Raw genomic sequence first — 13,759 nt, 5'->3', positions numbered from 1 at the left:
ATAACTATTTTCGTTATCAATAATATATTTTTAATTTGATTAAAGCGAAAAACTTACATTAAAATAGATAATTTAACTAAAATTATTCAAAATAAATACATAAAAGCTCACCTTCATCAATTATTTAACATTAAATACTTAACAATTAAGAAAAATTTAAGACTTAAGGCAAAATACCATTGTAGATTTAAAAAAAATTAACATATTTGTACAAAATATTTATTAAATTTTGTTAATATGAATGTGAAACTAAAAATTCTATCTACCGCAGTAGTCTTTTTTACAGCTCAGGCTGTAACTGCGCAGAAAGATTCGACAAAAACTAAAGACATTGATGAAGTAGTAATTGTTGCCTATGGTAAACAGAAAAAAGGGACCATTACCGGATCAAATGTTCAGGTAGACGCAGCAAAAATTGAAAATCGTCCTATTTCCAATGTTTTACAAGCATTGGATGGAGCTGGAGCAGGTATTCAGATTGCTGCAGGTACAGGCCAGCCAGGTGAAGGCTCATCAATCAGAATCAGAGGAACGGGTTCTTATCTTGTTTCAAACGAACCCCTTTTAATTGTTGATGGAGTTCCTTTTCCTGGAAATTTAAATTCATTGAATCCTAATGATATTGAGAGTTTAACTGTGTTAAAAGATGCATCATCAACTGCTCTATATGGTTCAAGTGCTGCTAATGGGGTTATTATGGTAACGACCAAGAGGGGTAAGAAAAATTCATCAAGATTTACCCTTAATTCTAATACAGGTATAGTAAGCAGATTTGTACAGGAATATGACAGAGTAGGAACAGCAGATTATTATGTGCTTGCTTGGGAAGCAATGCGTAATGGCAGAAGAATAACAAACCCGACTGAAAGTCTCGCTGCTTCAAACTTATGGGCAACTAATAATTTAATTTCCGGTAACCTAAGAGCAAACGTTTATGACGTTCCGGATAATCAGTTGGTTATTGATGGATTACTTAATTCTTCGGCTAAGTTACGTTACAATGATTTTGATTGGGCCGCTCCGATAATAGGTGTGGGCATAAGACAAGACCATAGTATCAGCTTTTCTGGTGGAAATGATAAAAGTACATTGTTCAGTTCATTAGGCTATACCAATGAACAAGGATATATTGTAAAATCAAGTTTTGAACGTCTTAATTTAAGGATTAATGCAGATTCTCAAGTTAGAGACTGGTTTAAAATTGGCACCAGCCTAAATGGTGTTATTACGAGCCAAGGTTTAGCAGTTAATGGAGCAGATAATAATTCCGCTTATATAAATCCTTATGCATGGACGCGTGGTATGGGACCAATTTATAGTCCATATCAACATAACCCTGTTACGGGAGAGAGATTATATGATGTAAATGGAGAGGTTCTTTATGATGATGGTTCTTTACGCGGTGTTGATGCTGCTGCAGGTAGAAATGTTATATGGGAAACATTACTCAATGATGATAGAACTAATTCATACAACCTTCAGTCTAATGTATATGCAGAGTTTAAACTTTTACCGGAATTGATGTTCCGAACCAATGCAGCGTATAATTTTAGAGGAACATTAAACAAAACATATGGAAACAGACTCATCGGGGATGCTTTGGGAATTGGTTCTGCTTCCAGAACAATGTATCTGACCAGAGATTTTACCTGGAACCAGGTATTAACTTATAATAAAAAATTAGGAGGGCATGATGTAACTGTTCTTGCAGGACATGAAAATTTTGATTATAAACAAGACTACTTATATGGTTATAAACGAAATCAGGTATTGGATAATTTCTACGAATTCGGAAACTTTGTAGATAACAATACCCTTAATTCATATCTAAGAGAAAGGACTAAAGAAAGCTGGTTTACTAGATTGAACTATAATTACAATGAAAAGTATCTTTTAGAGGGCTCAGTAAGATGGGATGGTTCTTCCCGTTTTGCCACAGATGTAAGATGGCAATCATTCTGGTCAGCAGGTGCCGGATGGGTAATTTCAAAAGAAAATTTCCTTCAGGATAATAAATTTGTCAATTTCTTAAAACTAAGAGGTTCTTACGGAGAAGTAGGTAATGATGCTTTAGATACGAATTATGCTTATCAAACCTTATTTTCTTTAGGTTACAACAATGGTACAGAACCAGGGATTTTGCTTACTACCGTAGGTGATCCATTGATTACTTGGGAAACTAAAGCACAATCTGATATTGCCTTAGAATTTGAATTATTTAATAAAAGAGTGCGTGGTACTGTAGAGTATTACAATTCTGAAACGAAAGGATTGCTTTTTCCATTTCAAACTCCTATAAATGCAGGTATTCCGGGTAATAGTATTGACAGAAATGTAGGCAATCTGGTAAATAAAGGATATGAAATTACTTTGAGCGCGGATATTATCAAGAATCAAAACCTGAAATGGACTGTATCAGCTTATGGAACTTCATATAAAAATGAGATTACCGCACTGTCGCAAAACGAATTTATCAGCGGTACTAAAAAGCTAATGGTAGGTAAGGATTTATACGCCTTCTGGTTGAGATCATGGTACGGAGTGGATCCTTCCGATGGATCACCACTATTTGTATTAGATCAGGATTTATTCCCTGCTACTACAGCATCAGATGTAAGAACTGTAAATGGGGTTCTGGTTACTACTAATCAGAATAAAGCAAAATATGAATATCACGGATCTGCGATTCCTGATTTCTTTGGAAATTTTTCAACTACGTTTAATTTCAAAAACTGGGAACTTTCCGCATCCTTTAATTATCAGTTTGGAGGAAAAATATATGATACTAATTATGCCAGCTTAATGGATGCGTTTCCTCAGGGCGGAGCATCACATACTGATATTTATAACCGTTGGACTACTCCCGGACAGATCACTGATGTACCTGCTTTAAATTCATCAACAGTGGCTGCTTCAAATGCTGCTTCATCAAGATGGTTGGTAGATGCCAGTTATTTACTATTGAGAAATGCTTCAATAGGGTATAGCTTTAATCCTGATATTGTGAAAAGCGTAGGAGTAAGCAGCTTAAAATTGTTTGTGAGTGGAGAAAACCTTTGGGTTAGCAGCAAAAGAAAAGGCTTAGAGCCCTACTCTACATTTAACGGTACTGTAAGTAACAGATATTCACCTTCCAGAATTATTACTTTCGGTTTAAGTACAACTTTTTAAAATTATCAAAATGAAATTTATTACAAATAAAACACTTTTAATTTCCAGTCTTTCCATATTAAGTATTTTATCATCCTGTGAAAGAGATGATCTGGAGAAAGATCCAACAGAAGCAGCAAGTGAACTTTTAGTAACTTCAAGTTTGGATAACTTAAATATTGCTATTAATGGGATGCATAGAAATATGTATTACAGACAAAACAGCAGCCAGGGGCAGAATGGTGCTACCGGAGTAATGATTTATATGGATGTAATGGGAGAGGACTTGGTTTTTCCTACTACAGGTAACGGATGGTTTGTAACAACTCTACGTTGGCTGGATAATGCTAATGCCACTTCTACAAATTTATTTTATCCATACGATTTTTTCTATGGACAGATAAGAATTGCAAACATTATCATAAAGGCAGCTCCTAATGTTACGGGAGATCAGGCACTGAAGGACAAGGTAATGGGTGAAGCTCATGCTTTCAGAGCATACTGTTATTTTATGCTTGCCCAAATCTATGCAAAAAGATACGTAGAGGGAACAACGAATTCGCAACCTGGAGTGCCGCTTAGGCTAGATGATTCTTTCAATCCTATTCCAAGAGCATCTTTAGAAGAGGTTTATACTTCAATAAATTCAGATTTAGCACAGGCTTACACTTATTTAAATGGTAAAACAAGGTCGGATAAATCTCACTTCAACGCGAATGTTGTAAGAGGACTAATGGCAAGGGTGGCTTTAGTACAAGGGAAATATGCTAACGCAGCTCTATACGCAAAAGAAGCAAGACAAGGGTTTGCATTAATGAGCAATACCCAGTATAAATCGGGTTTCAACAATTATTCTAATTCTGAATGGGTTTGGGGCTACAAACCAATTGATGCCACAACCGATTTCTTTGGAAATTTTATGGGTTATATGTCCAGAAATTATAATTCAACACAAATTAGACAGGCTCCTAAAGTTGTCAATAATTTATTATATGCGCAGTTTCCGACAACTGATGTAAGAACTCAGGTTATTGATCCTACGGGTGCACATACTGCACTTGCATTGTCTTCTACGTACAGTAAATTTCCATATACATCTCAAAAATTTCTTTCTGTAAACGCATCAGGAACTGTTGATAACAATACAAGCTTAGGTGATATTCCATTTATGAGAGCTGCAGAGATGTATCTTATCGAAGCTGAAGCCTTGGCAAAAGACAATAAAGAGGCAGATTCTAAAATTGTATTTAATGAGTTTACAAAAAATAGAAACCCTTCATATGCTGGTGCTACGACTACAGGTCAGGCTTATATTACTGAAATTTTAAACAGCAGAAGATTAGAACTTTGGGGAGAGGGCTTCAGGTTTCTTGACCTGAAAAGATTGAATCTTCCTTTAGACAGGACGGGTGCCAATCATGTTTCTGCTGTTACTAATAATTTAATGACTGTTCCTGCCGGAGACAAGCGATGGACATGGTTGATTCCTCAGGCAGAGATCAATGCATCTCAAAATTTGGTACAACAAAACGAACTTTAATTCAACATTCATATTAACTGCAGGGGATCCGTTTCATAATTGAAGCGGATCTCTTTTTCTTTTTATCAAGCATCAAATTTTAATAAAAAGAAAGGTTAACCTTTTGGATAACCCTTTCTCTTTTTATGTTAAGCAAAAATTATTTTACTCTCAATTTCTCTTTAATAGATTCAATGCTTTTCTTTGCAGAATCTTCAAGAATAAGACTTGCACTCATATGAATTCTGGCAGGCATCAGCTCATTGAAATGGTCCGTACCTTCCCAGGATACTTTCTTAATTAATGCTAATGCTTCACTGCTCCTCGAAGCTAAAGTCTGTAAAAATTTTTCCAGCTTGCTATCCATTTCTTCAATATTTTCGGAAACGGAATGATAAACATTGTGCTGCTCTGCCCATTCTGCGGATCTGAAATCTGCATCAATAGCCATTGCAGAGAACTGTGATTTTCCTATTTTTCTTTCTACGTAAGGCCCGATCACGAAAGGCCCGATTCCCAGATTAATTTCTGTAAGCGCTAAAGCTGAATCTTTAGTTGCAAAACAGTAATCTGCCCCACAAGCTATTCCTACTCCTCCACCGGTTGTTTTTCCCTGAACTCTTACTACCACTATTTTTCCGCAGTTTCTCATCGCATTCAGAACTTTTGCAAATCCACCGAAAAATTTCGTAGAGGCCTGCAGCTCTTCAATAGCTAAAAGCTCATCGAAGCTTGCTCCTGCGCAGAATGCTTTTTCACCATCACTTTTTACTAAAATAGCTTTTACTTCTTCTTTAGCACCTTCATCCAGAATGGTTTGAGCCAGCTTTTCTAAAATAGTTCCCGGAAGCGAGTTGCTTTTTGGGGTTCCAAAGGTAATTTCGGCGATACTGTTTTTAATTTCTGATACTACGAATTCGTTCATTTTTATTTTAATTGGATTGTTACAAAAATACTAATTACAGCTTAAACATTCCCATATTATATCTGTTCTTTTTAGTCCCATAAATTCTCTGTGAAAAGGAAATGCAGAGATCCATTACGTAAAAATACGGACTCCCTAATTTGGTATTTTCTACTCTAGTAATGCCCTCTTATATATTGTTCCTTTGACTAATACAAACTAACAACCACAGGCGAAATCCGAAAAGCCAAAAAAGAGTAGGAAATTTTAACAACTGAAAAACTATTATCATGGAAGAGTACATTGGAATTGTAAAATTATTTGCAGGCAATTTTGCCCCTAGAGGCTGGTTGTTCTGTGATGGAAGCTTATTAAGAATTTCAACCAATTCTGCATTATTTTCAATTTTGGGAACTACTTACGGCGGTGACGGAGTCACTACTTTCGCCCTTCCCAACCTAAAAGGAAGAATGGCCATAGGAGCAGGGAATGCAAACTCTAATGAATATTATCCTCTGGGAGTCGTTGCTGGAACTACACTAAATACAATTATGGTACAGAACCTTCCAAGTATAGGTGCAGGGTTTCAACTGAAGGTAGCTAATGCCAATGCAACCGTGCCTGCTCCATCGGCTAACACCTCTATTGCCATTACAGGAAACCAGGTAGGAAGAGATTTTACGGCGATTCCAAGCTTTGTACAGGCTGATCCTGATACTACTCTTAATGCAAGATCTATCTCCTACATTGGACAGAATCTTCCGATGAATAATATGCCGCCTTATTTAGGGCTTAATTATATCATTTGTGTAGAGGGAATTTATCCTCCACGTGACTAAAAAAACAACCTATTTAAAACCTAAATCATGAAAAGATCTATTTTTTTAACCATCTGTAGTCTGTTCATCTCTTTATTTTCTTTTGGACAGACCAGTACGGAGCAATTTGAAACGGAATCACACGGAAGTCCGAGTTTTACTGATAACGGAGTAATATTCAATGTTATCTCTCATGTAGGAACTTTTGATATTCAGGCTAACTACCCAGGTACTGGCTGGAATGGAACATCTGTTGACAACAGATATATTGACAACTCCAACGATGCTGCATCACCACCGTCTTTCAGCATTAAAACCACATCTAATCTGTTTAAGGTAAACCGGTTCTGGATGTATCTGTCTGCTCTTAATCTGGATCTGAGTGTATCCGGTACCCTTACCATTACGGGAAAGCTAAGCGGTATCACGAAGTTTACACAGACAAAAACGACCGGTTTTACAACATCACTGGGCTCCACTAATGGATATACTCTTATTGACATGACCAATCTGAATGGTCAGAATTACTCGAACATAATCATTGATGAGCTACGGATTACATTAGGCGGGAATTTCAGATATGCAGGACTGGATGCTTTCACATGGGTAAAAGACACGGGTATTGTACTGGCAACGAGTGAAGCTGCTTCTTCACAAAAAGGTATGCGTATTTATCCTAATCCTACCAGCGGACCTTTTTCGATTACAACGGAAGATAATGTCCAAGCTAAAATTTACAGCCAAGATGGTAAACTGCTGAAAAACCTGGAAATGAAAAAAGGAGCAAATCAGACAGATATCTCGGAACTTCCGAATGGCGTTTATATCCTCAAAACTTCATCCGGATCTTCAAAGATCATCAAAAAATAAATTTCACAAGTGGTTTATACTGCGAAAAAGATTCTAATACATAAATAAAAAATTCCCTGAATGATCAGGGAATTTTTATTTTTTCAATGCTAAAATATATTTGTCAATATACAGTTGTTTTTCTTTTGTTTTATACTGCTGAATATATCTGGGATGTTCAAGAACAGTCATCTTTTCAAATAACTGGGCCTCTTTATTCAATGCTGAAATAAATTCTGAATTCTTTTTTCCTAGCACAAAAACTTCGGAGGTGTCCACGCCCAGACTGATATGCTTCTTCAGAGAATCGATCATAAAATCTTTTACCGTTTCAAAGAGCTTTTTATCATCATAATAATTCGCATTCAGCCAGCCGGTTTTTGTTTTTCTTACAATAGCCAGCGGAAAAGGTGAATTGATATAAACATCTTTATAAAATTCTTCTGCTCCACCATATTCAGTAATCATATCATATATGAAAACCGAGGAAACTTCATGGGTGTGAGCCGATTGCATGTTAATTCCACAGACAGTTTCCAGTCTTTTGGTATCGGTAAACGGAACACCTGTGACTCCTGCTCCATGTCGGCTGGGATTGATCCCGATCATGAATTTCCTTGGGCTGATATCATTGTAGTATTTGTGGTAAAATTCCTCCATGACGGTCATCGTTTCAGGATTGTCCAGATACGGATTCACGGCCTCGAAGCCTTCAGGAAGGTTTCCTGAAAACTGAAGGTTTTTATTGAATTCTATGACTTTATCGGCGAACGTTTTATTCATTCTCTTCGTCTTCATCATCAGATAGTGCCAGTTCTATATCGATAAACTGGATATACAATCCGCAGATCTCTCCTTTTTCATCATACGCGAAATAGACAGGATATCCTCCGTCTCCGAAACCGCTTGCAAACATTGGAATATGATATTCTGTATTGGGAATTTTCCAATTGATCCAGTCTCCCAGTTCTCTCTGGTTTTGTGGATGTTCCTGGTAACTCTGTGCAAACTGTTCTGCAAAATAATCATCGTAAATGTTTTCCACATTCACTTCAGTAAGGAACTTGTCAAAATAAGGAAGTACCTCCGCATCTGTAATGCAACCCAATCCGGCATCTACCATGAATCCGAAATAATCACCTTCATTTAAATCTTCAAGATTTTCAATCCCGATAAGCGCTTCTCTGTAAAGGACAGGTTTTTCTTTGGTGAATTCCACTTTCACAGCAGCATAACGACCACCCCATTCCTCTGACTTTACCACCGCAATTTTCACAGGAAAATCTCCTTTGGGAGCCTGTACGAAATAGGGCTTTTCTCCCGCGTTCAAAAATACCAAAGGATCCCGTACGATCACTTTTCCGGATGGCAGGGAAACATTACCAATCTCCATCACCTCCATTTTCTGCTCCAGAATTTCATCTGAGGTAAAATAGGTTTCCAAATCTACAGGACAGATAAGAATATCTTTTACCTCTTCCCATTTTTGCATCCAGCTTTCGTTCATTGTTTTATTTTTTGTGATCTTGATTTAAAGTTTAAAAATACTTGTTTATTTATTCCCCGTCAAATTCATCTTCATCTTTCAGCCCTTTTATGAAAGTTTCAAAGTCTTTGGCCAGAAATATCTTTTTATAATCATCTTCCTGATCAATGTGAACCACTTCAGGTTCGCCATCTTTTCCGCAATTGGAATAATCCAGCAAAACCATATCATGCCCAGCTGAAGGACAGTCGCAGTTATAGATACCGATGGCCGGATACCCCCACTCATCGATCATGAATTGGCTTCCGAGTTCTCCGCAAATGGAATAGGTTTTCTCTCTTCCGATTCCCATAATTCCGGTAATGGCAATATGATCATCCGCCCAGGAATTCTCTTCTGACGTAGGAAAGCAGGATTTTTCGACCAACCCGCCGTTCTGCAGTCTCATCAGTTCGATATAAGAAGCAGGGAGTTTGTAGCCAAGCTCTTCTTCTACGGAAGCAATGAGCTCATCATCCGGAAACGGTTCTATATAATCTCTTACGGAATAGCTGCTTTCATTCCAGAAATCCGTAAAATCAAAGTCTTTGAAAAATTGTAATTCCATATCTTGTTTTAAATAAATGAAATTTCTGATTTTATTGTAAAAGTAACTATCATTTTTAATAAAATCTTTTTCTGAACTAAGATTTTTCATGGATTTAAAACTCGAAATCAAGATCAACAACCTTTTTATGTGATTGTATAAAATTTTCTCTGTTATCAAATAATTCAATAACCTCATCCCTTTTTAATAAAGTTTTTGAATTACTTAAAATGGATTGATAAGAGGAAAAATTATAATCTGAAAACTCATGAACTATCGAATGATTTTGCGGATTTTGATGAATATAAATCACTGCATTAATTAAATATTTATCTGATGTAATCAATTTTCTTTTAAATGGAGATTCAATAAGAGCACCATGTCTCTTATTTTCTTTATTAAAAGCCTGGGAATAAGAATTGAAAACTCTGGCAAATTGTTTTGAGAAAATATTCTGAGGAGAATGAAGGCCTATTTCAGTAGCCTTAATAGCCTTGTCAAGGTTCAGAACCTTGACAAGGCTATCTAATTCAAAATCAGATTTTATCTTAACTAAAAGATGAAAATGATTAGGCATCAGACAATAAGCATACACATCACAAACAGGAACAAGAAATTCAGACATTTTATTGAGAAAGAATAAATAATTCCGATCTGATTTAAAAATATTTTCTCCATTAATTCCACGATTATAAATATGGTAAAAACGATCTGCTTCAATTGGAGTAGTTCTAACATCTGTCATCATATTTGTGTTTTTAGTTTAACCTTATAAAGATTAAAAATATCTTTAAGTTTTAATTTTTTTTAATCCGCTTACGTCCTAACCCTTGTCAGGGTTTTCAACCTTGACAAGGGTAATTAAAATTCCCTTTCAGTAAAACCGAAAGGGACTATCAATTTATATTTTATTTTAAGAATCAGCACATATATAACATGCTCTTGGAATATTCGGCCATCTTCCAGGGAGACAACAACTTCCCGGAGGGCAAGAATTAGGCAAACAAGCCCAGTTTGGACCGGCACCTTTAACAGATCTCAATTGGTTTCTTGAAAGTTTTTTTAAATTTTTCATAGCAATTAGTTTTTAATGTTTTTTTCCTACTCTATATGCTTTTCGGATTTCGCTTATTAAAGTTACTAATTTTAATATAAACTTTATTTTAATCGGATGACTTATTAACCCTTGGCAAGGACCATTAAAAAATCCCTTTCAGTAAAAACCAAAAGGGATTATAAATTTATATTATATTTTGAATCAAATCAATCCAAACTGCTCAAAGTGGTGCGTAAAATGCTTTTTGTGCATCAGCTCCCACATTTCTTTATTCAGTTTTCCGAACACGAAGTTCATATGCTCAGCCTGTGGATTTTCTCTGTAATAGACTGTAAATCTCTGTAAGTTATCCAGGAAAGACTGCTTGGCAGCATCCAGATTTTTATGTTTTAATTCCAGTAAGGTTTCATCCTCAGCCAGGAATGGAGCAGGGAAATCTTTCGGCATTTTTCTGTGGTTATAAAGAGAGTCCTGCCATTTTTCCAATTGCTCTTCCGGTGTAAAGCATTTGTCGGCTTCTGGTTCGCCTAAACTTACCAGAACTCCATGTTCCAAGTGTTCGATCATTTGCTGAGGAGACATTTCACCCCAGTTTGACGATGTCGTTTCTGTTAAACCACCCAATATCTTCTGAACATTTTTCACATTCAGATCGATGAAAGGAGATTGTTTTGCCACCAATGTTAAGATGGTCGCTACACAAACGATCTCATCTCTCTGGTTAACAACTTCCACCAGCCATTTTACAACGCCGGAAGGAATGTTTCTTCCTTTTACCCCTCTGTTTATTTTTTCTTTTGCGGTTAAATAAACGGTGATCGTATCTCCTGCATATACCGGTTTAAAGAATGAACAGTTTTCCAAACCGTAGTTGGCAATAACAGGTCCTTTTTTCCCTGAAACAAACAGCCCTGCTGCTGCGGAAAGAATGAAGTATCCGTGGGCTACTGTTTTATCGAAAATAGTTCCGGTTAAGCTTGTAGCATCGGTATGAGCATAGAAATGATCCCAAGAAACGTTGGAAAAATTAACGATATCTGCATCAGTAACCGTTCTTCCGGCCGTTTCCAATGAATCTCCTACCTCAACTTCTTCGAAATATTTCTGGAAAGGGTGCTTGTCTGAGAATTTTTTCTCTGCACCCTGCTGATATACTTTTGTAATCGCCTTCAATACATCCGGAGAACCCTGAATCGCTGTTTTCTGAAGGAAGAAATGAAGACCGTTCAGTCCGCCCATTTCCTCGCCTCCACCAGCTCTTCCCGGACCACCATGCATCAAAGTAGGCAGCGGAGAACCGTGACCTGTACTTTCTTTGGCGTTGTCTCTGTTCAGCACAAAAATTCTACCGTGCTGGGAAGCCATTTTCCATGAAGTTTCTGCGATAAAGGTTTCATCGTGGGAAATGATAGACCCTACCAAACTTCCTTTTCCTCTTTTAGCAAGAGCCGCTGCCTCTTCGGCATCCTTGTAAGGCATTAACGTAGAAACCGGTCCGAACGCTTCTACATCGTGAGAGATGTTTTTCTCGAAAGGTTTATCGTTTAAGAACAGTTTGGGGCTCATGAATGCACCGTTATCATAGTCTGCATCTACAAGTTCATGCTTTCCGTCGTAAACTAATTCTGTTTCTGATTTTAAAATATTTACTTTTCTAACGACCTCATCGTACTGCTGTTTTCCTACCAATGACCCCATTCTGGTTTCTCTGCTCAACGGGTTCCCGATTTTGGTTTGATCTAAAGCTTTAGATAAGGCATTCTGAACATCCCCGATCAGGTGTTCAGGAACAATAATTCTTCTGATTGCCGTACATTTCTGACCTGCTTTTGTGGTCATTTCATTGCGTACTTCTTTGATGAAGAGATCAAATTCAGGAGTTCCCGGTTTTGCATCCAGACCTAAAATGGAACAGTTCAGAGAATCTGCTTCCATATTGAAACGTACTGCATTTCCAGCGATAGAAGGCATTGATTTCAGTTTCCTTCCTGTATGAGCAGAACCTGTAAACAATACTGAATCTCCATCCTGAACATAATCCAGGATATTTCCCGGTTCACCACAAACCAATTGAAGCGCACCTTCCGGAAGTACTCCACTTTCGATCATATCCTGGAAAACAGCATTCGTCAGATAAGAACCGTAAGGAGATGGTTTTACAATAGAAGGAACACCTGCCAACAGAGATGTTGATAATTTTTCCAACATTCCCCAAACCGGAAAGTTATAAGCATTGATCTGTATAGAAACTCCTTCGCTTGGTGTCAGAATGTGAGTTCCCAGAAAAGTTCCATTCGCGGAGATTTTCTGAGTTTCTCCATCCACCCAGAACGGAGTGTTGGGAAGCATTCTTTTTGCCAACCCGGAATAGGTAAAGAAAGTACCGAAACCTCCTTCTATATCTACCCATGAATCTGCGTGGGTAGCTCCGGTTTTATATGATAATTCGTAATATTTTTTCTTTCTTTCCAAAAGATAAAGAGCTACTTTTTTCAGCATCTCTCCTCTGTCATAAAACGTCATGGAAGAAAGGTTTTTGTAGCCTACTGTTCTTCCGTAGTCAAGAGCCTGCTCGAAATTAAGCCCTTCTGTATCGGAAACAGCAACCTGCTCGCCTGTGACGGCGTTGTATAAAGGAATTCCGTTTCCGGAACCTTCTACCCATTCTCCGTAGATGTAATTTTTCAGTTTTTCCATATTATTTTTAACTTTTTATTTCTTTTTAATGTTTAAAAAATCCTACTTTTTCTTTAAACCTTATAGGTTTTAAAAACCTATAAGGTTTGCGAACCGTTTATTCTAAATTCATAAAATCATATTCTACACTAGATTTATGATAACCAAGGAAGTCCTCCTTTGAATCGAAGTATTTCAACATTTCTCCTCTTTCAAGACTACTGGGCTTTTCAACATTTGTATAAGAATTATATGAAGAGTATTTCCATTTATCAGCCTGACTGACAAAACCATGATGTACAGGATTATTATGAATATAATGTAATAATTTAAGCAAGTATTTTTCATCCTGAACTCTCTTCCGTCTTAGGAAGTCAAGAAAGAGAGCTCCTTTCCTATTATATCTTCTATTGTAAGCTTTAGCATAACTATTCAGAAAGTTACTGAATGGTCTCATCAGATATTGATGCTCATCATCAATCTTATCACATGCTAAGTCTTTAAATCTTATTAATAAATGAAAATGATTTGGCATCAAACAATAAGCATAGATTTCTGCTACTGGAATAATATATTTTAATAACCTGTCCAGAAAATACTGATAGTTACTATCCTCTACGAACAGCAAATCTTTTCCGTTGGCATGCGAGTATATATGATAAATATATCCGGACTCAAAATGCTCTGCGATGGTCATTTATTCTTTATTAATTC

The 13,759-nt window shown here is 36.8% G+C and carries 12 protein-coding genes; 4 read left to right on the top strand and 8 right to left on the bottom strand.

Translation table 11 applies throughout. From position 1 onward, the window contains the following. The first annotated feature begins 237 nt into the window (after positions 1-237). Together ACTJIV_RS04075 and ACTJIV_RS04070 are read left to right on the top strand one after the other, a co-directional pair. On the top strand, positions 238-3,171 hold the full coding sequence (locus tag ACTJIV_RS04075) for a SusC/RagA family TonB-linked outer membrane protein (protein WP_440625756.1): 2,934 nt from the start codon (positions 238-240) through the stop codon (positions 3,169-3,171). A gap of 10 nt (positions 3,172-3,181) precedes the next feature. Beyond that, entirely contained in the window at positions 3,182-4,690 is a 1,509-nt protein-coding gene (locus ACTJIV_RS04070; protein WP_440625754.1) for a RagB/SusD family nutrient uptake outer membrane protein, read from the top strand. A 139-nt stretch (positions 4,691-4,829) separates the two neighbouring features. On the opposite strand, the gene ACTJIV_RS04065 is transcribed toward ACTJIV_RS04070, so the two are convergent. Next, positions 4,830-5,594 carry an enoyl-CoA hydratase/isomerase family protein gene (locus tag ACTJIV_RS04065; RefSeq protein ID WP_440625752.1) on the bottom strand — a complete coding sequence of 255 codons (765 nt, stop codon included), beginning with the start codon at positions 5,592-5,594 and terminating at the stop codon, positions 4,830-4,832. A gap of 269 nt (positions 5,595-5,863) precedes the next feature. On the opposite strand from ACTJIV_RS04065, the gene ACTJIV_RS04060 reads away from it, so the two are divergent. Together ACTJIV_RS04060 and ACTJIV_RS04055 are read left to right on the top strand one after the other, a co-directional pair. Next, the gene (locus ACTJIV_RS04060) at positions 5,864-6,412 is read left to right on the top strand and encodes a phage tail protein (RefSeq protein ID WP_111957337.1); all 549 of its coding nucleotides are present in this window, start codon (positions 5,864-5,866) and stop codon (positions 6,410-6,412) included. Between the two features lie 27 nt (positions 6,413-6,439). Then, a complete protein-coding gene (locus tag ACTJIV_RS04055; RefSeq protein WP_111957335.1) occupies positions 6,440-7,261 on the top strand; it encodes a T9SS type A sorting domain-containing protein in 822 nt (273 codons plus the stop codon). Positions 7,262-7,336: 75 nt separating this feature from the next. On the opposite strand, the gene ACTJIV_RS04050 is transcribed toward ACTJIV_RS04055, so the two are convergent. From ACTJIV_RS04050 to ACTJIV_RS04020, 7 genes are all read right to left on the bottom strand, one after another. Continuing rightward, positions 7,337-8,023 carry an SMUG2 DNA glycosylase family protein gene (locus ACTJIV_RS04050; RefSeq protein WP_440625750.1) on the bottom strand — a complete coding sequence of 229 codons (687 nt, stop codon included), beginning with the start codon at positions 8,021-8,023 and terminating at the stop codon, positions 7,337-7,339. Continuing rightward, a complete protein-coding gene (locus ACTJIV_RS04045; protein ID WP_440625748.1) occupies positions 8,016-8,747 on the bottom strand; it encodes a DUF4241 domain-containing protein in 732 nt (243 codons plus the stop codon). The genes ACTJIV_RS04050 and ACTJIV_RS04045 overlap by 8 nt, the downstream gene beginning before the upstream one ends. 49 nt (positions 8,748-8,796) lie before the next feature. Then, positions 8,797-9,333 (bottom strand): SMI1/KNR4 family protein, encoded by a 537-nt coding sequence (locus ACTJIV_RS04040; RefSeq protein ID WP_440625746.1) that lies wholly within the window; start codon positions 9,331-9,333, stop codon positions 8,797-8,799. 94 nt (positions 9,334-9,427) lie between these two features. Beyond that, a complete protein-coding gene (locus ACTJIV_RS04035) occupies positions 9,428-10,060 on the bottom strand; it encodes a transposase (protein ID WP_336377652.1) in 633 nt (210 codons plus the stop codon). 165 nt (positions 10,061-10,225) lie between these two features. Further along, entirely contained in the window at positions 10,226-10,387 is a 162-nt protein-coding gene (locus ACTJIV_RS04030) for a bacteriocin-like protein (RefSeq protein WP_420866792.1), read from the bottom strand. A gap of 183 nt (positions 10,388-10,570) precedes the next feature. Further along, positions 10,571-13,066 (bottom strand): phenylacetic acid degradation bifunctional protein PaaZ, encoded by a 2,496-nt coding sequence (gene paaZ, locus ACTJIV_RS04025; RefSeq protein WP_440625743.1) that lies wholly within the window; start codon positions 13,064-13,066, stop codon positions 10,571-10,573. A 97-nt stretch (positions 13,067-13,163) separates the two neighbouring features. Further along, positions 13,164-13,742: a transposase gene (locus ACTJIV_RS04020; RefSeq protein WP_440625741.1), complete on the bottom strand. Its 579-nt coding sequence runs from the start codon at positions 13,740-13,742 to the stop codon at positions 13,164-13,166. Positions 13,743-13,759: the final 17 nt, after the last annotated feature.

Source organism: Chryseobacterium sp. 22532 (genome assembly GCF_052044665.1).
Classification (GTDB): Bacteria; Bacteroidota; Bacteroidia; order Flavobacteriales; family Weeksellaceae; genus Chryseobacterium; species Chryseobacterium lathyri.
The sequence above is the reverse complement of the archived record's forward strand: the minus strand, read 5'-3'. Positions and strand labels throughout refer to the sequence as shown.